Origin of the sequence: Microbispora sp. ZYX-F-249 (assembly GCF_039649665.1) — a bacterium.
In the GTDB taxonomy this organism is placed as follows: Bacteria; Actinomycetota; Actinomycetes; order Streptosporangiales; family Streptosporangiaceae; genus Microbispora; species Microbispora maris.
The window spans coordinates 119,819-143,207 of sequence record NZ_JBDJAW010000003.1 but is presented as its reverse complement, the minus strand read 5'-3'; the positions used below and the strand labels follow the sequence as shown (position 1 = coordinate 143,207).

Sequence of the window (23,389 nt, the reverse complement as noted above, 5' to 3'; positions counted from 1 at the left end):
GCCCGCGAGTATGGGTCCATGAGGAGGTCAACGGGGATGGCGGACAGGCATGGCACGGCGAGCACGCTCCTGGCGGCGGCCCTTTCGTCGGCGGCGCTTCTGACCACGGCCACGGCGTGCGCGCCGGGCGGCGCGGGCGGGGGCAGGACTCCCCCGCCGCTCCCCGCCACGAGCACCACAACGAGCACCACCGCGAGCATCACAACGGGCGCTACCACCGGTGGCGATGAGACGGACGTCACCCCGGCCCGGCCGCGCACGCTGGTCACCGGCCTGGCGGTGCCCTGGGCGATCGCGTTCCTGCCCGGAGGCGACGCGCTGGTGACCGAGCGCGACTCGGCGCGGCTGCTGCGGGTCACGCCGCGCGGCGAGGTCCGCGAGATCGGCGTGATCGAGGGCGTGTCGGCGAGCGGCGAGGGCGGCCTGCTGGGCGTGGCCGTCTCGCCCCGTTACGCCACCGACCGCTCCGTCTTCGTCTACTTCACGGCGGGGGACGACAACCGGATCGTCCGCTACCGCTACGACGGGCGGCTCGCCGACCGCGAGGTGATCGTCAGCGGGATCCCCAAGGGGGGCATCCACAACGGGGGCCGCCTCGCCTTCGGCCCCGACGGCTACCTGTACGCCTCGACCGGGGAGACCGGCGAGCGCGGGATGGCACAGGACAGGAACTCACTGGGCGGCAAGATCCTGCGGATGACGACGGACGGCCGGCCCGCCCCGGGCAACCCCTTCGGCACGCTGGTGTGGTCCTACGGCCACCGCAACGTGCAAGGCCTCGCGTGGGACGACCGGGGGCACATGTACGCCACCGAGTTCGGCCAGAACACCTACGACGAGATCAACCTCATCGAGAAGGGCCGCAACTACGGGTGGCCGGAGGTCGAGGGGGTGGGCGGCCGGTCCGGGTACACCGATCCCCTGCTCACCTGGCCGACCTCCGAGGCGTCGCCGTCCGGCCTCGCGTACGCCCGGGGGGCCCTGTGGGCCGCCGCGCTGCGCGGCGAGCGGCTGTGGCGGGTCCCGGTGGACGCGTCGGGCCGCGCCGGCCGCCCGGCCGCGCTGTACTCCGGCGAGTACGGCAGGCTGCGCGCGGTGGCCGCCGCGCCCGACGGCACTCTGTGGGTGAGCACCAGCAACCGGGACGGGCGGGGTTCTCCGAAGGACGGCGACGACCGCATCCTGGTGGTGCGGCCCTCGTCCTGATCAGCCGGAGCAGACGACCCCGGCCTGGGCGCGGTAGGAGGTGCGGAAGGTCTGCCGGGAGACCACCTCGCCGTCCTGCCGCAGCACCCGCGTCACCGTGGCGGTGAAGCCGGGCTGCCCCTGCGCCGCCACGCATCCGGGCCCCTGACGGATCAGCGGAGGCAGCGCCACCCGCTGGGCGACGACCGGCTCCTGCAGGTCCACCTCGTATCGCCTGGTGCTCCACAGCGTCACGGTCAGCGACGTGCCGTCGGCGGACGCCCGGACGAGCACGCCGTACGGCGAGTCGTTCTTCCACCGCAGGTCGGGGCCGGGGAAGGACACCGCGGCCTCGGTGCCGACCGGCAGGTGAGAGGCGTGGACCTCGGGCGGGGTGTGCTCGACGACCCGCAGCCCGGCGCGGACCACCGCGTTCATCATGGTGGTCGCGACCTGTGTCATCCCCGTCGCGTCGGTGCCGGCCCTGCCGCGGATCATCGTGGGGCCGATGCCGTCGAATCCCGCCTCCGCGGTGCGCGGGCCGACGACCTCGTTGAACGAGAACGTCTCCCCCGGTTCCACCACGCGGCCGTCGAGGAGCGCCGCGGCGGCGCGGATGTTGCCCGCGCTCCGGGCGCAGCAGGCGTAGGAGGTGGTGAAGCCGCCGACCTTCTCCTGGATCCCCATCCGCCGCGCGTCCTCGTCGGTGACCCGCGGCGGCCCGTGCACGACCTGCACGGCCACCGTACGGCCGCCGCGGTCGAGGGCGGTGAGCACGTCGGCGGCGAGGCGGCCGGTGTCCACCCGGTCGCCCGGCCTGCCGGGGACCAGGGCCGGGCGACCGCCCTTGATCGTGAAGGTGGCGTCGCGGGCGACCCGCGTGGGACCGACCAGCGCGGGCTCGACACCGGCGATCGCCGCCTCGGCGTCGAAGCGCGGCCGCAGGAGCACGCCTTCGGGCTCGAACGTCAGGTGCCGCGCCAGTGTGGCCGGCGACAGGCTGACGGAGGCGGTCCCGTTGGTCAGGGTCAGGGGCGCGGCCACCGCCCGGCCCGCCCAGCGCAGGGCGCGCCGCACCTCGGCACGGGTGATGTGCGGCAGATCCCGCATCGTGGGCACCACGACCACGACGTCCGGGTCGAGGTAGCCCCTGACGATCTGGTCGGCCGTCGCCCTCCTGTCGACGACCCTGCCGGGTCGCGGATAGGTCGGGACCGGGGTGACCCCGTCGAACGAGACGTCGCCCTCACGCCTTGGGTTCTCCAGCGGCGCGACGATGGTCCTGGCCACCGTCTCGTCGAGTTTGCGCTGGTCCACCGACACCACGGGCCGCACCTCACGGCTGCCGGTCAGCGCGCTCCACACCTGCGGCGGGCTGGGGAAGCCCGCCCGCGCGGCGCGGACCGTGGCCTCGGCGTCGAGCGTGAGACCGGCCTGCACCGGGTCGACGGTCAGGCGGCGGGTGCCCTGCCGCACGATCAGCGGAGTCCTCGTCTGGGCGTACAAGCGTTCGCGCAGCGTGGCGACGGCCTCGGTCGCGCTCTGCCCGCCGATGTCGACGCCGAGCACCGTGGTGCCGGGCAGGACCTTCCCCGCCATGGAGACGGCCGGCACGAGATAGAGCGCCAGGAGCAGCGCCGCCAGGCCGATCAGCGCACGGCGGAGCGTACGACTGCGCGGAACGGGGTCGAGCAGGTCTCCGAGGTCCGCCGGGGGGACGACGACGGGCTCCTCGCGCACCGGGCGCTCCGGCACCCGCCACGGCTCGACCGGCGGAGCCGGCGGCGGGATGCTCCCGCCACCGGACGGCTTGGCCGCGACCGGGACGGCGGGGGCGGAGGGTTCCGCGAAGATGTCGGCCGACACACCCCGGGGAAGGGCCGAGACCCCGCGGGGCAGCGAGGTGACGCGGCGCACCGGATGTTTGTGCGGAGGAGCGGACGCCGCCCCGGATGGATCCGTGGGCGGGTCGACGGACGCTCCGGCGTTGCGCACGCCTCGGTCTCCTCCAGCTCAAGGTCAACTTCGATCAGTTAACCCTAAAACACCCTCCGCTGGATATGTCCCGAAGCGACACCTTCCGGGCCTTGCCTGGCTGCATCCGGCCAGACCGGCCAGACCGGCCAGACCGGCCGGAGCCCAGACCAGCCGGCGCAGGCAGGGCCGGCTCAGCCCGGCGGCCGGCCACGCGGAACCGTGGCCGGCCGTTCTCCCGCGGGTGACCCCGGCGGCGCCTCGCGGAAGGGCCTGCGCTCGCCGGGCGATCTCCCAGGTCGTGTCCCTAGCCCTGGACGCCGAGCTTCTCCAGGATCAGCTCACGGGCCCGGCCCGCGTCCGCCTTGCCCCGGCTGGCCTTCATCACGCCGCCGACCAGCGCGCCCACGGCGGCGATCTTCCCGCCGCGCACCTTCTCGGCGGCGTCGGCGTTGTCCGCCAGCACCTGGTCGATGATCGCCGACAGCTCACCCTCGTCGCTGACGACCTGGAGCCCGCGCTTGTCCACGACCTCGTCCGGGCCGCCCTCGCCGGCGAGCACGCCCTCCAGCACCTGGCGGGCCAGCTTGTCGTTCAGGGCGCCGGAGGCGACCAGCTCGGTCACCCGGGCGACCTGTGCCGGGGTGATCGGCAGGTCGGCGAGCGCCGTGGCCGACTCGTTGGCCCGCCGGGCCAGCTCGCCCATCCACCACTTGCGCGCGTCGGCGGCGGGAGCGCCCGCGGCCACCGTCGCCTCGACCAGGTCGATCGCGTCGGCGTTGTGCATGGCGGCCATGTCGAGGTCGGACACGCCCCACTCCTGCTGGAGCCGCTTGCGCCGCGCCGACGGCAGCTCGGGCAGCGCGGCCTTCAGCGACTCGACCCAGGCCGGGTCGGGCGCGATCGGCAGCAGGTCGGGCTCGGGGAAGTAGCGGTAGTCCTGCGCCTCCTCCTTCGACCGCCCGGAGGTCGTCTGCCCGGTGTCCTCGTGGAAGTGGCGGGTCTCCTGCACGATCCGGCCGCCCCCGGCGAGGATGGCCGCCTGGCGCTCGATCTCGCCCCGCACCGCCCGCTCGACGCTGCGCAGCGAGTTGACGTTCTTGGTCTCCGTACGGGTGCCCCACTCGGCCGAGCCTCGCGGCATGAGCGAGACGTTCACGTCGCAGCGCAGCGACCCCTGCTCCATCCGCACGTCGGACACGCCGAGCGAGCGCATCACCTCGCGCAGCTCGGTGACGTACGCGCGGGCGACCTCGGGGGCGAGCCGGTCGGTGCCCGCGATCGGCTTGGTCACGATCTCGACGAGCGGGATGCCGGCCCGGTTGTAGTCGACGATCGAGTAGTCGGCGCCGTGGATCCGCCCGGTCGCACCGCCGACGTGGGTGGACTTGCCGGTGTCCTCCTCCAGGTGCACCCGCTCGATCTCCACGCGGACGATCTGGCCGTTCACCTCGACGTCCAGATAGCCGTCCGTGCACAGCGGCTCGTCGTACTGGCTGATCTGGTAGTTCTTCGGCATGTCCGGATAGAAGTAGTTCTTCCGGGCGAATCGGCACCACTTCGCGATGGTGCAGTTCAGCGCGAGGCCGATCCGGATCGTCGACTCGATCGCCTTCTCGTTGGCCGTCGGCAGCGAGCCGGGCAGCGCCAGGCACACCGGGCAGACGTGCGTGTTCGGCGGCGCGCCGAAGGTCGTCGGGCAGCCGCAGAACATCTTCGAGTCGGTGCCCAGTTCGACGTGCGTCTCCAGCCCCAGCACCGGCTCGAAGCGCTCCAGCGCCTCGTCGTACGGCATGAGCGTCGCGGTATCAGCCATGCTGGTAACCCAGTCCTTCCAATGCTTCGATCATGTCATTCCACCATTGCTGGAAGGCGGGCACCTTCCGCAGTTCAGCGATGCCGGCGGTCTCCGCCACCGACAGATAGAAGTTCCGGAGAACGCCTTTCTTCTTCGGGTTCATCCCGGCCTCGTCCCTCGGCAACGTCGCGATCGTCGCCTTGGGATCGGGGCAGGCCTCGACCCCCGAGCCCGAGACGGGCTCCCGGTCGAGCCTACGCAGGTTGAGCGCCCTGACCAGGGCCGTCCGGCCGGCGAGCAGCCAGGTCTCCGTCTCCCGCATCGGCACGACGGCCACCAGAGGCTCCCGGAACACGCTCGCGTTCCACGCCTGCCGCATCCGCCCGACGACGAGTTCCGACTGCGCCGGCGAAGCGCCGTCGTGGTGGTGAAGAAGCACGTCGAACGTGCCCCGCTCCAGCTCCGACGTCTTGATCACGGTCTCCGGGTGCTGGTTGCCCGCCTCAGGAAGGGGGCGCACCTCCTGCACCTCCCGGCAGGCCGGGAAGTTCTCGATGACGAGTTCCTCCAGGGCTCGGCGCAGCAGGATCGGCAGAAACCAGTCATCCGACGGTCCCTCCCTGACGAGAACGCAGCTCAGGCTCCGCATCAGACCGGTTCCTCCACCCCGGCACGGAATCTGTCGAGCTCCGAGTCCGTGACGCGCGGCCATCGCTCGCCGTCCACGCGTACCGGCCCGGCATTCTCCCTCAGCCGCCGCACCCGGCTGGCGACCCCGCCCTCCAGGACGGTGGTCATGTCGAGGAACGCGATGTTCTCCCGCGGTACCGCGTCGAGCACCACCGGGGAGTGACCGGTGAACAGGGCCTGCCGCTGCAGAGGCCGGTCCAGGCGGGACGTCACTGCTTCGCCTTCGTCCGTCACCAACTCCCGGGCCAGACCGAGCAGCTGACGGAGTCTCTCCGGGAAGACGCCGTTCTCCGGCTCCTCGATGACGGCGGTTCCACCGTCGTGCAACGCGGCCAGGATGGCCAGCATGCGCAGCGTGCCGTCAGAGGCGAACTCAGCGTCCAGCCCCCGATCGTAGGGCGAGGCGAACTCGAGCCTGACGTCCCTGCGGCGCTCGTCCTCGACGATCTCGAAGTCGCTGATCTCCCTGACCGGTCCGACGAGGTGCATCTTGATTTCGCCGACCACGCCGAGCGGCCTGTTCTCCGACGCCGTCTCACGCGCCAGAAATCTCAGGTAGTTCGGAAGATTTCGACCGGTGGAGTCCAGACGACGGGGTCCGCCGAGCTCACTCGCCCCACTCAGGGAGCCCGCTTCCAGATGCAGGGACCTGACCTCGGCGAGTTCGTGCTCGATCCGCCGTACGATCTCCCCGTCCGGCTTGTGAGAACCGGAGAAGTACTCCAGCGCGGACCTTCCCTCCGGCACGACCCACTCGCCCTCCATGAGGGGAATGACACGGTCCGGCGGCGACAACGAGACGAGCCGCTGCGTCTCGATCGTGATCCCTTCGAGCTCGCCTTCGGGCACCGCCCATGCGAATCGCACCTCCCAACGCCAGCGACTGCTCGGCGAAGAGCGCCGCGCCGGGAGAAGGAGTTCCAGAGCGAAACGCATCCGGTCGACGCGGGTGCCGTCGCCACGCTTGCGGAAGAGTCCTCGCGCGTCGCCGCGCACCTCCGACACCGCCGCGTCCACTCCGCGGGTCCCCGCGGTCGCGACGAACGTCAGCGCATCGAGGAGGTTCGACTTGCCGCTGGCGTCGGCGCCGATGAGCACGAGGAACGGAGGCAGATCCAGCGCGAAGTTCTCGAACGACTTGAAGCCGTCGATCTCGATGCGGGTGATCATGCCGCCGTTCCCCTCCCCTCGCGACTAGAGCGCGGGCGCGCGGGACAGCAGCGAGCCGCCCCACCGGCTCTCGTAGGCCTTCTCCACGGCCGCGCCGACCCGGTAGCAGCGGTCGTCGGCCAGGACCGGGGCCATGACCTGCAGTCCGACCGGAAGGCCGTCCTCGTCGGCGAGGCCGCAGGGCACCGAGATCGCCGCGTTGCCGGCCAGGTTGGTCGGGATCGTGCACAGGTCGGCGAGGTACATCGCCATCGGGTCGTCGGCCCGCTCCCCGATCGGGAACGCCGTGGTCGGCGTGGTCGGCGAGACCAGCACGTCCACCTGCTGGAAGGCCGCCTCGAAGTCCCGCATGATCAGCGTGCGGACCTTCTGGGCCTGCCCGTAGTAGGCGTCGTAGTAGCCCGACGAGAGGGCGTACGTGCCGAGCATGATGCGCCGCTTGACCTCGGGCCCGAAACCGGCCGCCCGGGTGAGCGCCATGACCTCCTCGGCGCTGCGGGTGCCGTCGTCGCCGACGCGCAGGCCGTACCGCATGGCGTCGAAGCGGGCCAGGTTGGACGAGCACTCCGACGGCGCGATCAGGTAGTACGCGGGCAGCGCGTAGGAGAAGGTCGGGCAGGAGACCTCGACGACCTTGGCGCCGAGCGACTCCAGCAGGTCGACGGCCTCCTGGAACCGGGCGAGGACGCCGGGCTGGTAGCCCTCCCCGCCGAACTCCTTGACCACGCCGACCCGCATGCCCGCCACGTCGGCCTGGCGCGCGGCCTCGACGACCGGCGGGACCGGCGCGTCGATCGAGGTCGAGTCGAGCGGGTCGTGGCCGGAGAACGCCTCGTGCAGCAGCGCCGCGTCGAGCACGTTGCGGGCGAACGGACCGGGCGTGTCCAGCGAGGACGCGAACGCGATCAGCCCGTAGCGGGACGAGCCGCCGTACGTCGGCTTCATGCCGACGATGCCGGTGACCGCGGCGGGCTGGCGGATCGAGCCGCCGGTGTCGGTGCCGGTGGACAACGGCGCCTCGTAGGCGGACACCGCGGCCGACGAGCCGCCCGACGAGCCGCCCGGGATCCTGTCCAGGTCCCAGGGGTTGCGGGTCGGGCCGTACGCCGAGTTCTCCGTGGAAGACCCCATGGCGAACTCGTCCAGGTTGGTCTTGCCGAGGATCACCAGGCCCGCCTCGCGCAGGCGGCGGGTCACGGTCGCGTCGTACGGCGGGCGCCAGCCTTCGAGGATCTTCGAGCCGGCGGTCGTCGGCATGCCGGTCGTGGTGAACACGTCCTTGTGCGCGACCGGGACCCCGGCGAGCGGGCCGAGCGTCTCGCCCGCGGCGATGCGCTCGTCGACCGTGCGGGCCTGTGCCAGCGCGGACTCGGCGTCGACGTGCAGGAAGGCGTTGACCCGGCCGTCGACCTCGGCGATCCGGTCGAGGTGGGCCTGGGCGACCTCGACGGCGGTGACCTCCCGGGAGGCGACCAGCGCGCCGAGCTCGGCGGCGGTCTTGCGAATCAGGCTCATTCTTCCTCCCCGAGGATCCGCGGCACGCGGAAGCGGTCGTCCTCCACCGCGGGCGCGCCGGACAGGGCGCCCTCGGGCGTGAGGCCGGGCCGTACGTCGTCGGGCCGGAACACGTTGGTCAGCGGAAGCGCGTGCGAGGACGGCGGGATGTCGTCGGCCGCCACCTCAGCGACGCGGGCGACGGCGCCGACGATCTGGTCGAGCTGGGCGGCGAAGTGGTCGAGCTCGTCGTCGGCCAGTGCCAGCCGGGACAGCCGGGCGAGGTGAGCGACCTCATCGCGGGTTATGGCGGACATGAGTCGTCGAACCCGTTTCATGATGGAGATTGGACCTACCCATCCTAGGGCTCGTCGCCGAGCGCGGCCGACCCGACGACGCCGCGTCACATGGTCTTAATGCGGCGACCGGATCACGGAGGGGTCAGTGCGGCGCGGGACGGGGCGCCGTCGCTCCCACGGTCCCGGAAGGCCGCGCTGAGCCGGCCGCGCAGCCAGGTGGTCGCCTCACTGGCCGGCATGGGCTTGGCCAGCCACCACCCCTGGCCCGCCTGGCAGCCCATGTCCCGCAGCAGCGTCGCGATCTCCGGCGACTCGACCCCCTCGGCGACCGACCTCAGCCCGAGGGACCGTACGAGGTCGATGATCGAGCGGACGATGCGCTCGTCGTCCGGGGACTCCCCGAGCCGCCGGACGAACGACGCGTCGATCTTCACTTCGGAGACCGGGAGCCGCTGGAGACGGACGAGCGAGGAGTAGCCGGTGCCGAAGTCGTCCAGGGCCAGCTGGATGCCGAGGCCGGCCAGGGTGCGGATCGTGTCGGCGCTGTAGGCCTGGTCGGTCATGAGGATGCGCTCGGTGACCTCCAGCCGGATGGCCTGGGGCGGCAGTTCCAGCTTCTCCAGCCCGGACTCCAGCTGCTCGGGCAGGCTCGAGTCCAGCAGGTCGCGGGCCGACACGTTGACCGAGACCGGCACGTCGACGCCCGCGTGCCACCACCGGGCCGCCTGCCGCAGCGCGTGGCCGATGACGTGCTGGGTGAGCTCGCGCATCAGGTACGACTGCTCGGCCAGCGGGATGAACTCGGCGGGTGAGATCGGCCCGCGCACCGGATGCCACCAGCGCAGCAGCGCCTCGACGCTCTCGACCCTGCCGTCCTCGAGGCTCACCTTGGGCTGATAGTGGAGTTCCAGCTCGTCGGCGTCGATCGCGCGCCGCAGATCGCCGAGCAGGCTCAGCCGTTCCGGCGAGTTGCGGTCCTTGCCCGGCAGGTAGAACTCGACGCCGGTGCGGCCCTCCTTGGCCAGGTACATCGCCACGTCGGAACGCTGCATCAGCAGCTCGAAGTCGGGCGCGTGGTCGGGGTATAGCGCGATGCCGATCGACGCGTCGAGATCGAAGGTCATGCCCTCGAGACGTACCGGCTCGGTCAGCGCGACCCGCAGCCGCGAGGCGACCTCCTTGGCCGCGTGCGCGTCCCTGATCGACGGGAGCAGCACCGCGAACTCGTCCCCGCCGAGGCGGGCCACCACGTCTCCGGGCCGCACGCTGTGGGTGAGCCGGTGGGCCACGATCTGCAGCAGCCGGTCGCCGACCGGGTGGCCGAGCGTGTCGTTGACCTCCTTGAAGCGGTCGAGGTCGAGCAGCAGCAGTCCCACCCGCTCGTGCTCGCGCGCCTCGGCCAGGGCCTCCTCGGTACGCAGGATGAGCATCTTGCGGTTCGGCAGGCCGGTGAGCCCGTCGTGGGTCGCCTGGTGGTCGCGGCGCAGCGAGAGCGTCGCGGTGAAGTAAACGGCGGCCAGCGGCGCGACGAACAGGGGGACCAGGGCCGTGGAGTGCGCCATCACGACGACCACCAGCGGCGCGAGGCCGAGCAGCGCGCCGTAGACGAGGGCCTGCGGGCCGATGGACGCCTTCATCACCCGGGCCAGCGGCCGGCGCTCGTGCAGGGCCACCGCCTGGCAGACCAGGATCGCGCGGACCGCGAAGTACGCCCCGGCGGCCACGGCGATGGCGGGGATGTCGCCGCCGTCGGGCGTCCAGGGCGTGCCGGGAGCGGGATGCGCGCCGAACGCGGCGAAGGCCGCGGCCGCGGCCACGCAGGCCAGGGTCACCTGGGCGAGGTTGAACGACACCCGGTGCCAGGCCCTGCGGTGCACCAGGCCGCTGACCACGACGGCGATCGCCTGCATCAGCGCCGCCGTCGGCAGGCCCTGGTGCATCAGCACGGCGAAGGTGAACATCGTGGAGGCCGGCGTGCCCCCGACGAGCGTCGAGGAGCTGAACATGACCGGGCGCAGCTCGCCCAGCACCACCAGGACGGTCAGCATCCAGAACAGCGGAGCGCGGGCCACCTCGCCCAGCTCGCCGAAGCCGAGCCGCACCTGCGCGATCACCAGTGCGGTGACGCCGACGGCGGTGACCGCGGTGAGATAGGCCCACAGGGGCGAGCCCGGGCGCGGTCCGGTGTCCCGGGTGTCGACGGGCGTGGACAGGTCGCCCAGGTCGACGGCGGGCAGGAGGACGCGTGGCACCCCGGCGAGCGGCATGAGACCGCGTGAAAGCGTCATCGGTAAGAAACCCCCCAAGAGGTCACTATGGGAGGGTACGGCCTCTGGGCCACTTCGCGAAACCGCTTGGGCACACTGCGTCACCATGATTTCTGGAGATATCACGGCCTGACCGGACTTGTGGTGAAAGTTTCAAGTGCTCCACAGGTCCACTCCCCCGCCCGCCTGCGCCTATTTGGTTGGCCGTCCGTACGAATTACGAGCGGCCCTTCTTGGACCCGCTGTCGGCTCCCTACCATCCGAGAGAACTGTGGGAGCGCTCCCACATTACCGGACGGAGTATTTCCATGTCTCGCAGATTGACGGCGGCTGTGCTCACAGCGGTCGCCACGGCCGCGGTGGGAGCGTCCGTGCTCGCCTCCTCCGCCGCGCAGGCCGCCGACTCCGCCTTCTACGTGGACCCGAACACCAGCGCGGCCAAATGGGTGGCCGCCAACCCCAACGACAGCAAAGCCGCCGTGATCAGGGACCGCATCGCGGCCGTCCCGCAGGGCCGGTGGTTCGCCAGCTACAACCCCTCCGCAGTGCGCAGCCAGGTCGACGCGTACGTGGGCGCCGCAGCGGCGGCCGGCAAGATTCCGATCATGGTCGTGTACGAGATGCCGAACCGCGACTGCGGCGGCGCGAGCGCGGGCGGGGCGCCCGACCACGCGTCGTACCGCGCCTGGATCGACCAGGTCGCCGCGGGTCTGGGCGGGCGGCCGGCCTACATCGTCCTGGAGCCCGACGCCCTGGCGATCATGCCGAACTGCATGAACTCCTCCCAGCAGGCCGAGGTCCAGGCCTCGATGGCGTACGCCGGGAAGAAGTTCAAGGCCACCTCCCCGAACGTCAAGGTCTTCTTCGACGCGGGCAACGACGCGTGGGTGGGCGCCTCCGACATGGCCAACCGGCTGCGGGGCGCCGACATCGCCAACAGCGCGGACGGCATCGCGCTCAACGTCTCCAACTACCGGTTCACCTCCGGCGCGGTCTCCTACGCCAAGAACGTGATCGCGGCCACCGGACTGTCCTGGCTGAAGGCCGTGATCGACACCAGCCGCAACGGCAACGGCCCGGTCGGCACCGAGTGGTGCGACCCGGCCGGCCGCGCCACCGGCGCCTGGAGCACGACGAACACCGGAGACTCGGCGATCGCCGCGTACCTGTGGGTCAAGCCTCCGGGCGAGTCCGACGGCTGCATCGCGCCCGCGGGCCAGTTCGTGCCACAGCGGGCCTACGACCTGGCGATCGCCGCCCCGTACACCCCCCCGCCGGTGTCCCCGTCGGCGCCCCAGTCCCCGTCGCCCTCGCCGTCGCCGTCCCCCTCGGCTTCGCCGTCGGCGCCCCAGTCGCCCTCGCCGTCCCCGTCGGTCTCGCCGACGTTCACGGGGAACCGCGGCTGTACGGCGGTCTACAAGGTCGTCAACTCGTGGGGCGGCGGCTTCCAGGGTGAGGTCACCGTGACCAGCGCGGGCTCCTCGGCGATCAACAACTGGACCGTGAAGTGGACGATGCCCGGCGGGCAGTCCATCACCCAGGCGTGGAACGCCAACCTCACCGGCAGCAGCAGCGTCACGGCCACGAACCTGAACTGGAACGGCAACCTCGCCCCCGGCGCGAGCACCACGTTCGGCTTCCTCGGCAGCTCCAGCGGGACCCCCTCCACTCCGTCCCCCCTGGTCTGCACCACCTCCTGACCCCCGCGTAGTCCAGGCGTGCCGTACGGCTCCCCAGCCGTACGGCACGTCCTTATGGCCAGGCAGCGGCCCTGAAGACCCGGGAGGATCCGCCTGTCGCGGCCCGTCATCCTGAAAGTAGGGCGTGCACTTTCCCCATGCCCCGGCTCTTCAGGGCGGCGCTGGACGCGAGCCGGTATGTCCTACTCGTACCGCGGGAGTACCCCTTGAACGGCGTCGGCGAGAGCGGCCAGGCCGTCCTCCTCTCGCTTACGCTCGTGACCGATCCATTCCTTTCCCTCGGCGGCGACGCCCTCGAGAACGTGCAGGGTGTTTCCGAGCCCGGCGGCGTCGAGCGTCACCTGCGACACGGATCGCGGGTCCTCCCCCGGTTCGATGACGGCCTGGAGAGCATCGATCATCTCGACCTTGATCGGATCGCCGTTGACGAGGGTGAGCTCGAACGTCCTGCCACCGTTGTCGGCTTCGGTGACGTGGACCGAGGCGACGGCGTCATAACGGTAGTTAATCCTTCCTTTGTCATGAAAGCTCACCTTCAGGAGATCGAGGTCGGCGGTCATCTGCCGTACGCCGTCCGCGGTGAGCAGGAAGATCAGGAGCCGGTATCTCGAATACCGCCAGGGTCCTTTTCTGACCCGAGCCCGCTTGTAGTATCTGCCGGGCGCCTCGATGAAGGCATGGGCGACGACATCGCTCGGCTTGAGGTTGTAGTGCCTCATCGCCTCCTCCATCAGCGCCTTGCGGTCGCAGTCCAGCCAGTGAGCCATCTCCAGATCGGACGGCTTGTCCGCGAGCTTCGCGGTCCACCGTTCGTATGCGGCCGTGCGACGGGCCAGGGATCGCCGGGCATCTTCCGACTCCGCGGCGTGTCTCCTGCGCTCCAGAACGATGCGCAACCACCCCAGGACGGAGACCCGGCCGGCCGCCACGGCGACGACCGTGGCCGCCGCGGCGTGCAGAGGCCGGACGTGCAGACCGGCCCAGATCATCATCGCCCCGCCCGTAGCCGTAGCGGCGGCCCCGAGCATGAACAGGCCTTTCGTGGACGGGGAGGCCCTGAGCCTGTCGCGATAGTCCCACAGCGTGCCTTTCTCCCACCGCTGTTTCACGTCACCGACGAGGTGCCTGATGAGCCAGGCAACCTGTTTGGCATCGACTCTTTCCTCGCGGTAGATCTCGACCACCTCATCGCGCAGCGTCTGCCGAATCCCGGCCGTGTGAGTTAGCCACTGTGCCCTGTCGGTGTTCCGCGGGACGTACCTCGCGAAGTAATCGTCGAACTGTCGGTCGATCCCGGCGGCGAAGCCACCTGGCGAGACGACGGGCTCCGGCCTCGTGGCCGTTTGATCCCGGTCCTTGGCTCGGCGACGTTCGATCAGGAATCGCCATGCAACGCCGTACCGGTAGCACATATGGCAGCCGGCACCGAAGAGCACCAGGGCGGGGAGCGTCGACAGCCAGGCGCGCTGCCACGCCAGGACCCCGACGAAGCAGACGGCCGCCAGCGACAGGGCCGTGGTCCCGATCGAGCGGCCCCAATCGCCGATCGTGGTCGCGACTGGACTCGGCATCCGTACCCGCGCATGAGCCGGAGCCGGTTGGAAGAACATCCAGATTCGGTCGAGGCGTCGCCGGTCACATCGGTCTTTTCTCGCCGACTCGAACGCTCGCGTCCACAGACCGTCCTGAATGGAACCGTTCAGGAACATCTCGAGATTCTGCTGGATCTCGTCCCTTTGGACCTGGCCCAGGCGGTTGAGCTCTTCTTCGACGGCCTGGGGATCGAGGTCGCCTTTCTGCAGAGACGTCAGGAGACGGCTGATCACTCTGATCGCCCTGGTCCACTCGTCGGCGCCCCCGACCTTCCACCCCTGGGCGAGACACAACGTGGCCAGGTCTTCCTTCGGCACCTGCTGTAACGTCCGGCCGCTCAACAGGGCGAGCAGCAGATAGAAACAGGATTGGCTCGTCACATAGCCGTCGGCGACCGCTTCGCCGATGAGCTCCCTCGCCTTGGGGGGCACCCCTCCGCGCAGATAACGGAGGCCCACCTCGAACTTCCGCTGCGGCGAGTCGCCGGAGAAGATTTCGTAGAAGTTGACAGCGTGCACCGTCTGCGCCTGGACGCCGACGGTGGCCGCGCCGTCCGCGATGTTCGTCGTGGTTCCACCCGGAGTGTTCATAAGACGCCCCTGATTGCGGCGATGACGGCCGTGACCTTCGCCGCCAGGTCCGCCACGTCCATCAGAAGACCGCGTACCTTCTTGAGGGCGATCATCGCCCGGCTCTTGCCCTGCTCGGTGCTCGCCTCCAGGGCTTCGGAGACGACCGTGAGCTCCTCCTGCGCCGCGGCGAAGGTGTCCTCGTCCACTTCTCCCGCCGTCCGGGCCCTTCTGAGCCGGGCGTGAAGGTCCGCGAGTTGCGCCACCGGATCGAGGCCGGACTCCGGAGATCGTCCGAGCGAAACGTCGCCGTAGATGTGTCCGGCCTGTACGCCCACCCAGGCGTTGCCACCGGCGACATTCCTGATCTCTCCACTCATCGGCTTATCCTCCGCGTTTCCGATGCCGGCAGGCTGACCATGCTGTGATCCCCGAGCGAGTTCCTCCGCCAGTACCGTGGCGAACGCCGCCGCGTTCACCACCGCCTTCTGCTGCCAGTCCGCGCCATCAGTGGTCGCCTTGGTGCCGTCCGCCCGGTCGCTCACGCCGCGTACGATGACCACCGGCAGCGACCTGTTCAGGTGAGCGGCCTGCGCTGCCCCGGCCGCCTCCATTTCGATCGCGAGCGCATCGTTGTAGGTGCGCCGAACCCACCGCGCGTGTGCGGAGATCGCGGAATCCTGCACGACCTCGCCGGCCGCGATCGGCCCGAAGCGCACATTCGGAGCGGGTACGTCGTCGGGAAGGCGGCGTATCCAGGTGCCGTCGCGGTAGAGATGACGAGCTATCTGATCCGACTCGTGCGAGATCTCCCAGACACGGGGACGCGCCTTGAATCCGTCATCCTCGCTGGTGCCTCCGTGATAGGCGTAGACGTGAGTCGCCACCACCACGTCGCCCAGAGCGACCTGGGGCCACAGGGCGCCGGCGACCCCCACGAATAGCAGGGCGAACGGGTCGAACTCCGCGATGGCCCGCTCGGCGAGCACCGCCGCCGGGTGGTTTCCCTTGCCCACAAGCCCAAGGACAGCCGGACAGCCGTTGGCGAGCCGGCCGACCTCGAAACGTGTACCGGCACGGTGACGATGCGGCCGCACATCGGTCAGGTGCTCCCTGATGGCCTGGTATTCAAGGTCCAGCGCCGTGAGGAACACGATGGGACGCCTCTTGTTCATGGGGCTGTGCCTCCTTCGGGCGTGACTTGGGCCTTATGGCCGTCCGGTCCCTCAGTGACGGCTTGTGCCGAACGGACCATCGGGGGGTAGAGCGCCTGAACCGGGCCTGCCTTGAACAGCCGGGCGGGCCGGCCACCCTCCGTCCGCCGCATGGGACCGGCCGCGACGATGAAACCTCGTGCGCTCTGGACCTTGCGGTAGAAGTTCCGGGGGTCCAGTTGGACCCCCCACACCGCCTCGTAGACCTGCTGGAGTTCCGAGATGGTGAACGTCTCGCCGCAGAAGGCCGTCGCGAGTGCCGAATGCTCCAGCTTCACGCGGGCCCGTTCGACACCGTCCTTGAGAATCCGGCTATGGTCGAACGCCAACTCCGCACTCGCGGTCAGCGCATATTCCACTGGCCTCCAGCAGGCGCCCGCCGCGTCGGTGCCAGCGACGGGTTGCGGCAGACGCGGCGCGATCGCCAGATAAGCAACCGACACCACGCGCCCCCGAGGATCGCGGCCCGGTTCGCCGTACACCCCCAGCGCCTCCAAATGCGGCACATCGGCGAGTCCCGCCTCCTCGAACAACTCTCTGCGCGCCGCCGCGACGATGTCCTCCTCCTGATCACGGAGAAAACCTCCCGGCAGGGCCAGGGCACCGCGAAAGGGCTCGACACCACGTTCGATGAGCAGCACATGCAGGCGGGAGCCGCGCAGAGTCAGGATCACAAGGTCGACCGCGAGCAGAACGCACGGCGGCACCCATCGGTCGTCGTCCATGAGCACACGCTAGATTATTGTCAACCTGACAGAAAGTGCAGGGAAGCATTCACTACCCGCTTGGTCAGGCGGCTCACGGCGCGGCCCCGCCGTTGCCGCTGGGGTCGTACGGCAGGCGAGATGTCATTGACGGGGCAGACTTCCCCTGCGTCCGCGCGATGCGGAAACCTGTGCGCGGAAGGCGGCCCGCACCCTCCAGGCCGGTGAAACGTCAGGGCGTGTACGGCCTGAGCCGCTGGCCGCAAAAAGATCCGTTTGCATATGGCCAGCTCGGAGCCAACATCGTCGTTACGGTTTCCGTGTGTTGAGCAGCTACCTTGAGATCCGGGACAGGATCTATGAACTCGCCCGGGACTGTGGACTGCGAGTCGACTGGACCGAGACAACGCGAACCGTTCGTCTAGTCTTGCTGTACGACCAAACTCAGATCGTCGTTGCCCGTGCGGTCGTCCCGTCCGGACCATCCGACCTACGCAGCTCAACGACTTGGAACACGCCCTTGAGCACGTGTTCGGGAAGGACTGGCTTCAGTGACCACGCATCGCCTGCGGTTCATGGTCATCCGTGAGAGGGCCCTGGACACGGGAGCCATCGTCTGGGGCGCGGATCCGATCGACGCGCCCGTTGCCGGGGGTGTCTCTGGAGAGACTCTGGCGGAGCTCCGAGAAGAAGTCGAGGCGATCAAGCACTTCATCCTCGATCTACCCACTGACGTACCCGTGGCCGTGGAATGCGTCTTCGAACTCCCCGGAGTCTCCGCCAAGGAGCTGACCACTTACCGGGAGACGATCAGCCATCTGAGCAGGCAGTTGCGGGAAACCGGCCTCTCAGAGGAGGACAGCGCAGCTTCGCTGGGCACTCCTGGCGCACTCGCGCAACCCCTCCCGCGCTCCGCCTGATCGGATTGAATCCGGTGGCATCGACTGCGGATACCGTGACGCCCGCGAGTCCGATGCGCAAACCCCTGCAGCCGAAGCCATCCCTGCGAGAGAGGGCCGTAACCCCCAGGTACGCACCGTCAGCCTCGGAGCTGGTGGCCCGTCACGCAACTTTGGCCTGATAACTGGTCCAGCTTCTGATGGGCGAACTGGCGGCGAAGTTCGTCTTGGGCTGGGCCCGGGCGTTGCGCCAGCGGACGTAGGCGCCGATCACCGCGTTCTGCTGCCCGCAACGACAACCGCCTCGGAGTGGCGACGAACCTGCCGGGACTTGTGGCCGTGAGGGACAGCAAGGACCGCTCGGGTCCGGTGCTGGCCTTCGCGCCGAGCGAGTGGACGGTTTTCATCGCCGGGGTGAGTAGCGGGCGAGTGCGGGATCCGATTCTCGAAGGCCACGCGGGTACCGGCATATGGCGCTCGGATGCGGTGCCCGCCGGGCAGAACCGGCGTAGATTCGTTTCGTGATCTCGTTGCGGGGTCGGATCGGACGCGGCCTGGCCGGTGGGGTCGTGGCCGCGTTGCTTCTCGCCGCGTCCGCCTCGTATCCCGTCGACACGCTGGACGCGCGGTTCATGAACGCGAACGGCTGCCCCGTCGCGGTGATGGACGTGCGGGGAACCGCCGACAGGCCGGGGCCGCTGGTGCCCGCCGAGGACGCCGTCTCGGTGACACTGTGCGAGCTGGTCACACCGCCGAGGGGCGGTCCCGGGCCGATGCCGTCGTCACGACCCGGACGGGACCGCGTCCTCAGCACCCACGTCGCCGAGATGATCGCCGTGCTCAACGCGTTGCCCACGCGAGATGAGGCGGAAGCGGCGGCACGGGCTCTCCTGACCGCTCGGGGCCAGACGCCGCCCGATGACCTGCACATGGGCCAGGTCTGCACCGCCATCGGGTACGGCGAGCAGTTGTCGTTCGCGGTGCGCTACCGCGACCGGCCACCCGCGCTGCTCCTGCTCGACCGCAACTGCGGAGTCGTGCACCACGCGGGCCGGACCCGATTTCTGGACGGGCAGCCGGTCGACCGCTTCCTCTCGTTCTATCGAGATCAGATCGCGAGGGACCCGGACGCGATCCCGGCGCCAACCTGCCCGGCCAAGGTCGCGGTGACGGAAGTGGACAACCGGCCGGACCTGGAGTTCCCCCAGGACGGCATGGCTCGCAACCGGGGCGGCGGGGACGTGTTCCTGCCCGGCCCGCTCGCCGCGGTCACCGTCTGCCGCTACCGGGCCGACGGTGCCGATCTTCGGCTGCGCGCTCACCGGGTCCTGCGAGAGGATCTCGAATTCGTCCGGGGACTCCTCAACACCGCGGCCACCATAGAGAGCGTGACCGACAGCCAGGGCACCACCGACGTCGTCAACGGCGTCGACTGCGGTATGCCACAGCCGACCCGGGCCGCGGTGCCGGTCAGCCGTCTCGACGTCGTCTGGGCGGCCGACATGACCGGGGCCGTCGCCGAAATGCGGATCTGGCGTGCCCCCTGCCAGGCCGTGTTCAGTGGCACCGCCGCCGGGCTGAGGCCCGGACCCGCTCTGCTGACCCGGCTCGATTCCTGGCTGAGCAGCTGACGCCTCCGCTCATGGCACCTGACCGGCCCTCACCGGAACAGGTACCGCTGCGCCGGAGACCCGGATCCTGGCATCCCCGTCTCTCAGTTCCACCCGCAGCAGACCTGGCCACCCCATGTCGACGCCCTGGTGCAGGTGCAGCACGGCCGCGGGACCGACCTCGCCGAGGTCCCGTAGATACGCCCCGAAAGCGGCCGCGGCGGCCCCGGTGGCCGCGTCCTCCACGATCCCGCCGACGGGGAACGGGTCACGCACTTGGAAGGTGTCCGCCGACTCCCGCCACACCAGGTGCACAGTGACGAGGTCCCGATCGGTCATGTACCGCGCCAGCCGCGAGAAGTCGTAGTCGAGATCGGCGAGGCGATCGCGGGTGGCGGCGGCCAGCACCAGGTGGCGCGATCCCGCGTAGGCGATCCGCGGGGGTAGCGCCGGGTCGAGCTCGTCGATCCGCCACCTCAAGGCGTCGAGCGCTTGCGCCACGTCGAGATCGCCGATCGGCTCGACGTACGGCTCCACGCTGGTGAGGGTCGCCCACAGCACACCGCCTTCGTCCGCCACCACCTCGACCGGCACCGTTCCGGCCTGCGTCTCGAAGACCAGGCGCCCCGGGCCGATCCGTTCGGCGAGCGCGACCGCCGATGCCACGGTGGCGTGCCCGCAGAACGGCACCTCCGTCTTCGGACTGAAGTACCGGACGGTGAAAGTCCGGTCGGCCCGTGACGGGGTCTTGTTCAGGAAGGCCGTCTCCGGGTGGCCCACCTCGGCGGCGATGGCGAGCATGGCCGCCTCACCGAGCCCGGAGGCGTCGAGCACCACTCCAGCCAGGTTGCCGCCGGCGGGATCGGTGGTGAAAGCGGCGTACTCCAGAACTTCGGGGGTCGCAGCGGCAGAAGTCGGCATGCTCGGTGAAACGGATCAGGAGATGGCCCTGTTCCGAGCCCGGCACGTGACGCCGACTCACGCCCTGCCAATGTGAGATCGAATCTACGTCAGATCGGTTCTACTGTTGCGCGAGGCGACTTGCTCCCCGGGTGCGTGCTCACTCCTCGGGGGTGACGGCGACGGCGCGGGCGGCGTCGGGGCCCTCGCCCAACAGGGTGTGGAAGCCCTCCTCGTTGAGGATAGGGACGCCGGCCTTGACCGCCTTGTCGTACTTCGAGCCGGGGTTGTCCCCCACGACCAGGAAGCTGGTCTTCTTGGAGACCGAGCCGGTGACCTTGCCGCCCCTGACGGTGATGGCCTCGCTCGCCTCGTCACGGCTGAAGTCCGACAGTGTCCCGGTGACGACGAACGTCAGCCCCTCCAGCGGACGCGGCCCCTCGTCCTCGGACGACTCGTCGGCCATCCGGACACCGGCGGCCCGCCACTTCTCGACGATCTCCCGGTGCCAGTCGACCGCGAACCACTCCTTGATGGTCGCGGCGACCCGCGGGCCGATGCCCTCCACGGCCGCGAGCTCCTCTTCCGACGCCTTGGCGATGGCGTCGATCGAGCGGAACTCCGCGGCGAGCGCGCGGGCCGTGGGCGGCCCGATGTGCCGGATCGTCAGCGCCACGAGCACCCGCCACAGCGGCTGGTCCTTCTTCTTCTCCAGCTGCTCGAGGATCAGCTCGGCGTTCTTGCTCGGCTCCCCGGAGATGTTGGCGAAGAAGGAGACCACCTTCGGCTCGCCGGTCTCCGGATCGGTCTTCGGCAGCCCGGAGTCGGGGTCGCGGACCACCGACCTGATCGGCAGCAGCTTCTCGATGGTCAGGTCGAACAGGTCGGCCTCCGTGCGGACCGGCGGCTCCTGCGGCGGCAGCGGCTGGGTCAGCGCGGTCGCCGCGACGTAGCCCAGACCGTCGATGTCGAACGCGTTGCGCCCGGCCGCGAAGTAGATCCGCTCACGCAGTTGCGCGGGGCAGGATCGGGCGTTCGGGCAGCGCAGGTCGGCGTCGCCCTCACGCTCGTAGGCCAGTTGGGTGCCGCACTCGGGGCAGTGCGTGGGCATCACGAACTCCCGCTCGCCGCCCTGCCGCAGGTCCACGACCGGCCCGACGATCTCGGGGATGACGTCGCCCGCCTTGCGCAGCACCACGGTGTCGCCGATCAGCACCCCCTTGCGCGCCACCTCCGAGCCGTTGTGCAGCGTCGCGCGCTCGACTGTGGACCCGGCCACCACCACCGGCTTCATCACGCCGAACGGCGTGACCCGGCCCGTCCTGCCCACGCCGACCTGGATGTCGAGGAGCTTGGTGGTGACCTCCTCAGGCGGGTACTTGAACGCGATCGCCCAGCGCGGAGCCCGGCTGGTCGAGCCGAGCTGCCGCTGCACCGGGATGCGGTCGATCTTCACCACCACGCCGTCGATCTCGTACTCCGGGTCGTGGCGGTGCTCGTTGTAGAAGGCGACGAACTCGCGGATCTCGTCGAGGCCCTCGACCACCCGGTAGCGGTCGCTGACCGGCAGCCCGAAGTCGCGCAGCCGCTCGTAGACGGCCGACTGGGTGGCGGGCGGCGGACCGCCGCCCTCCCACTTGCCGACGCCGTGCACGATCATCCGCAGCGGGCGCTGCGCGGTGATCCGCGGATCCTTCTGCCGCAGCGAGCCGGCGGCGGAGTTGCGCGGATTCGCGAACGGCGGCTTGCCCGCGTCCATGAGCTGCTCGTTGAGCTTCTTGAAGCCCTCGACCGGCAGGAAGACCTCGCCGCGCACCTCCAGCAGGTCGGGGACGCCGTCCCCGGTGAGCCGGTGCGGCACGTCGCCGAGCGTGCGGATGTTGGGCGTGATGTCGTCGCCGGTGCGCCCGTCGCCCCGGGTCGCGCCGCGCACCAGGCGGCCCTTCTCGTACACGAGCGCGACGGCCAGGCCGTCGATCTTCAGCTCGCACAGGTAGGGGCCCGGGTCGGCCTCGATCAGCCGCTCCGCCCTGGCCTGCCAGCCGGCGAGGTCGGCGTCGTTGAAGGCGTTGTCGAGGCTCTCCATACGCTGGAGATGGGTGACGGGGGCGAACTCGGTGGAGATCGGCGCCCCCACCTTCTGGGTGGGCGAGTCGGGCGTGCGCAGATCGGGATGCGCCTCCTCCAGCGCCAGGATCTCCCGCATCCAGCCGTCGTACTCGGCGTCGCTCACCGTGGGCGAGTCGAGCACGTAGTAGCGCCAGTTGGCGTCCTGGAGCAGCTCCGTGAGCTCGGCGTGCCGCTCCCGTGCCTCGGCCGGCGCGCCTTCGGCACTCCCCGTGATCCCGGCGGCGCCCGTCACGCCTTCGACCTCGCTCGTGGCCTCCGCGTGCCCGTCCGCCGCGTCCCCGGGCGTGGCGCCGCCGAGCCCGTCAGCCTCGTCAGCCCTGTCGGTCACGTCGCCCGTCTCCCCTCGTCAGACACCCAGGGCAACCGTATCTCCGGCGACCGACAGTTCGCGAAGGACGGGGGCGGGAGCCGCGCCGAGGACGTGGGCGACTCCCGCCGGACCGCTCGGCGAGAGGGCCGCTCCAGACCGCGCGGCCCCTCGCCCCATGGAGCGATCGAGAATTACGGTAGACCGCTTGCAGCCCACTTTCATTCCTTTTTGTCCGGGTGTACTCGGGCCGGTCACCGTGGATGGGAAGGGGACCGGCCCGAGGGTCATCCTCCCTGGGTCCAGACCCGCTCCCAGCGAGAGCACTTGCCGGTGACGCGGGTCGCACTGCCCCGGCAGACCATGGCCTTGGCGAGCAGCATGTACCCGGCGTTCACCGTGAACCTCCGCGGGGTGGACTGGGAGCAGTTCCGGTAGGTCGCCGTGCGGTACTTCCCGCGGTCGGTCAGCCACTTGATCTTCACCCACGAGCAGGTCTTCGCCCCGCCCGCGTCGTAAAGGTCGCCGACGATGCGCAGGCCCGACGAGCCCGACCGGACGGACCCGTTCGCCCAGCCCTTGGTGTCCGAGGACGCCGTCGGTCCCCACTTCCAGGTCTCCGCCGCGGACGAGGCCGAGGCCCACGCGGGCGCCGCGACGAGACCGGCGGCCAGAGCGGCGGTGGCGAGAGGGAGCAGAAGGCGCGCGGCGCTTCGCATGGGGTCTTCTCCTGAACGTCTGAACTTCCAGCACGTCAAGAGATACGTGACAGGGCTTGTGAATCACTTGGGGATGAGCTGGGAGGCCGCTTGGATCACTCGCCGCGGCCCCGCTCCCGCCCCCACTCCCCACGCTCGCACTCCCCGCGCCCTCACTCGCCGCGCGC

At 70.3% G+C, this 23,389-nt stretch carries 17 protein-coding genes and 1 pseudogene; 5 read left to right on the top strand and 13 right to left on the bottom strand.

Annotation, left to right across the window (positions count from 1 at the left end; genetic code table 11):
• Positions 1-36: 36 nt before the first annotated feature.
• Complete coding sequence (locus AAH991_RS05105) at positions 37-1,206, top strand: PQQ-dependent sugar dehydrogenase (protein ID WP_346224573.1); 1,170 nt, start codon at positions 37-39, stop codon at positions 1,204-1,206.
• Here AAH991_RS05105 and AAH991_RS05100 read toward each other — a convergent pair whose 3' ends face one another.
• The 7 genes from AAH991_RS05100 to AAH991_RS05070 form a co-directional block, all read right to left on the bottom strand.
• Entirely contained in the window at positions 1,207-3,180 is a 1,974-nt protein-coding gene (locus AAH991_RS05100) for a VanW family protein (protein ID WP_346224572.1), read from the bottom strand.
• A gap of 286 nt (positions 3,181-3,466) precedes the next feature.
• Positions 3,467-4,975 (bottom strand): Asp-tRNA(Asn)/Glu-tRNA(Gln) amidotransferase subunit GatB, encoded by a 1,509-nt coding sequence (gene gatB, locus AAH991_RS05095; RefSeq protein ID WP_346224571.1) that lies wholly within the window; start codon positions 4,973-4,975, stop codon positions 3,467-3,469.
• Positions 4,968-5,606, bottom strand: coding sequence for a DUF4276 family protein (locus AAH991_RS05090; protein ID WP_346224570.1), 639 nt, complete (start codon positions 5,604-5,606; stop codon positions 4,968-4,970). Before AAH991_RS05090 ends, gatB begins: the two co-directional genes overlap by 8 nt.
• Entirely contained in the window at positions 5,606-6,817 is a 1,212-nt protein-coding gene (locus AAH991_RS05085) for an AAA family ATPase (protein ID WP_346224569.1), read from the bottom strand. The genes AAH991_RS05090 and AAH991_RS05085 overlap by 1 nt, the downstream gene beginning before the upstream one ends.
• 24 nt (positions 6,818-6,841) lie before the next feature.
• Positions 6,842-8,332, bottom strand: coding sequence for an Asp-tRNA(Asn)/Glu-tRNA(Gln) amidotransferase subunit GatA (gene gatA / locus AAH991_RS05080; RefSeq protein WP_346224568.1), 1,491 nt, complete (start codon positions 8,330-8,332; stop codon positions 6,842-6,844).
• Positions 8,329-8,628: an Asp-tRNA(Asn)/Glu-tRNA(Gln) amidotransferase subunit GatC gene (gene gatC, locus AAH991_RS05075; protein WP_030506108.1), complete on the bottom strand. Its 300-nt coding sequence runs from the start codon at positions 8,626-8,628 to the stop codon at positions 8,329-8,331. Before gatC ends, gatA begins: the two co-directional genes overlap by 4 nt.
• A gap of 113 nt (positions 8,629-8,741) precedes the next feature.
• Entirely contained in the window at positions 8,742-10,898 is a 2,157-nt protein-coding gene (locus AAH991_RS05070; RefSeq protein WP_346224567.1) for a putative bifunctional diguanylate cyclase/phosphodiesterase, read from the bottom strand.
• 287 nt (positions 10,899-11,185) lie between these two features.
• Between AAH991_RS05070 and AAH991_RS05065 the strand changes: the two genes are divergently transcribed.
• Positions 11,186-12,577, top strand: coding sequence for a glycoside hydrolase family 6 protein (locus AAH991_RS05065; RefSeq protein ID WP_346224566.1), 1,392 nt, complete (start codon positions 11,186-11,188; stop codon positions 12,575-12,577).
• Positions 12,578-12,759: 182 nt separating this feature from the next.
• Here the strand turns inward: AAH991_RS05065 and AAH991_RS05060 are convergent, their stop codons facing one another.
• The 3 genes from AAH991_RS05060 to AAH991_RS05050 are packed head-to-tail and all read right to left on the bottom strand — an operon-like array spanning position 12,760 to position 16,678.
• Positions 12,760-14,760 (bottom strand): hypothetical protein, encoded by a 2,001-nt coding sequence (locus AAH991_RS05060; protein ID WP_346224565.1) that lies wholly within the window; start codon positions 14,758-14,760, stop codon positions 12,760-12,762.
• Entirely contained in the window at positions 14,757-15,914 is a 1,158-nt protein-coding gene (locus tag AAH991_RS05055) for a 5'-methylthioadenosine/S-adenosylhomocysteine nucleosidase family protein (protein WP_346224564.1), read from the bottom strand. Before AAH991_RS05055 ends, AAH991_RS05060 begins: the two co-directional genes overlap by 4 nt.
• Entirely contained in the window at positions 15,911-16,678 is a 768-nt protein-coding gene (locus AAH991_RS05050) for an NUDIX hydrolase (RefSeq protein WP_346224563.1), read from the bottom strand. The genes AAH991_RS05055 and AAH991_RS05050 overlap by 4 nt, the downstream gene beginning before the upstream one ends.
• 554 nt (positions 16,679-17,232) lie before the next feature.
• Here AAH991_RS05050 and AAH991_RS05045 point away from each other — a divergent pair.
• The 3 genes and pseudogenes from AAH991_RS05045 to AAH991_RS05035 all read left to right on the top strand — a co-directional run bounded on the left by AAH991_RS05045 (position 17,233) and on the right by AAH991_RS05035 (position 19,187).
• On the top strand, positions 17,233-17,577 hold the full coding sequence (locus AAH991_RS05045; protein WP_346224562.1) for a hypothetical protein: 345 nt from the start codon (positions 17,233-17,235) through the stop codon (positions 17,575-17,577).
• A gap of 255 nt (positions 17,578-17,832) precedes the next feature.
• A pseudogene (locus AAH991_RS05040) lies at positions 17,833-18,081 on the top strand (DUF397 domain-containing protein); the annotation flags it as partial.
• Positions 18,078-19,187, top strand: coding sequence for a hypothetical protein (locus tag AAH991_RS05035; RefSeq protein WP_346224561.1), 1,110 nt, complete (start codon positions 18,078-18,080; stop codon positions 19,185-19,187). The pseudogene AAH991_RS05040 and the gene AAH991_RS05035, both read left to right, overlap by 4 nt.
• A 9-nt stretch (positions 19,188-19,196) precedes the next feature.
• Here AAH991_RS05035 and AAH991_RS05030 read toward each other — a convergent pair whose 3' ends face one another.
• The 3 genes from AAH991_RS05030 to AAH991_RS05020 all read right to left on the bottom strand — a co-directional run bounded on the left by AAH991_RS05030 (position 19,197) and on the right by AAH991_RS05020 (position 23,222).
• Positions 19,197-20,087, bottom strand: a complete 891-nt coding sequence (locus AAH991_RS05030; protein WP_346224560.1) for a PhzF family phenazine biosynthesis protein — start codon at positions 20,085-20,087, stop codon at positions 19,197-19,199.
• Positions 20,088-20,226: 139 nt separating this feature from the next.
• On the bottom strand, positions 20,227-22,428 hold the full coding sequence (gene ligA, locus AAH991_RS05025) for an NAD-dependent DNA ligase LigA (RefSeq protein ID WP_346224782.1): 2,202 nt from the start codon (positions 22,426-22,428) through the stop codon (positions 20,227-20,229).
• Positions 22,429-22,790: 362 nt separating this feature from the next.
• Positions 22,791-23,222 (bottom strand): hypothetical protein, encoded by a 432-nt coding sequence (locus AAH991_RS05020; protein WP_346224559.1) that lies wholly within the window; start codon positions 23,220-23,222, stop codon positions 22,791-22,793.
• Positions 23,223-23,389 lie beyond the last annotated feature (167 nt).

Coding starts and splice junctions, on each gene's coding strand:
- AAH991_RS05105 (WP_346224573.1), top strand. CDS start 37: ATGGCGGACAGGCATGGCACGGCGAGCACGCTCCTGGCGGCGGCCCTT.
- gatB (WP_346224571.1), bottom strand. CDS start 4,975: ATGGCTGATACCGCGACGCTCATGCCGTACGACGAGGCGCTGGAGCGC.
- AAH991_RS05090 (WP_346224570.1), bottom strand. CDS start 5,606: ATGCGGAGCCTGAGCTGCGTTCTCGTCAGGGAGGGACCGTCGGATGAC.
- AAH991_RS05085 (WP_346224569.1), bottom strand. CDS start 6,817: ATGATCACCCGCATCGAGATCGACGGCTTCAAGTCGTTCGAGAACTTC.
- gatA (WP_346224568.1), bottom strand. CDS start 8,332: ATGAGCCTGATTCGCAAGACCGCCGCCGAGCTCGGCGCGCTGGTCGCC.
- gatC (WP_030506108.1), bottom strand. CDS start 8,628: ATGTCCGCCATAACCCGCGATGAGGTCGCTCACCTCGCCCGGCTGTCC.
- AAH991_RS05070 (WP_346224567.1), bottom strand. CDS start 10,898: ATGACGCTTTCACGCGGTCTCATGCCGCTCGCCGGGGTGCCACGCGTC.
- AAH991_RS05065 (WP_346224566.1), top strand. CDS start 11,186: ATGTCTCGCAGATTGACGGCGGCTGTGCTCACAGCGGTCGCCACGGCC.
- AAH991_RS05060 (WP_346224565.1), bottom strand. CDS start 14,760: ATGAACACTCCGGGTGGAACCACGACGAACATCGCGGACGGCGCGGCC.
- AAH991_RS05055 (WP_346224564.1), bottom strand. CDS start 15,914: ATGAACAAGAGGCGTCCCATCGTGTTCCTCACGGCGCTGGACCTTGAA.
- AAH991_RS05050 (WP_346224563.1), bottom strand. CDS start 16,678: ATGGACGACGACCGATGGGTGCCGCCGTGCGTTCTGCTCGCGGTCGAC.
- AAH991_RS05045 (WP_346224562.1), top strand. CDS start 17,233: ATGGTCATCCGTGAGAGGGCCCTGGACACGGGAGCCATCGTCTGGGGC.
- AAH991_RS05030 (WP_346224560.1), bottom strand. CDS start 20,087: ATGCCGACTTCTGCCGCTGCGACCCCCGAAGTTCTGGAGTACGCCGCT.
- AAH991_RS05020 (WP_346224559.1), bottom strand. CDS start 23,222: ATGCGAAGCGCCGCGCGCCTTCTGCTCCCTCTCGCCACCGCCGCTCTG.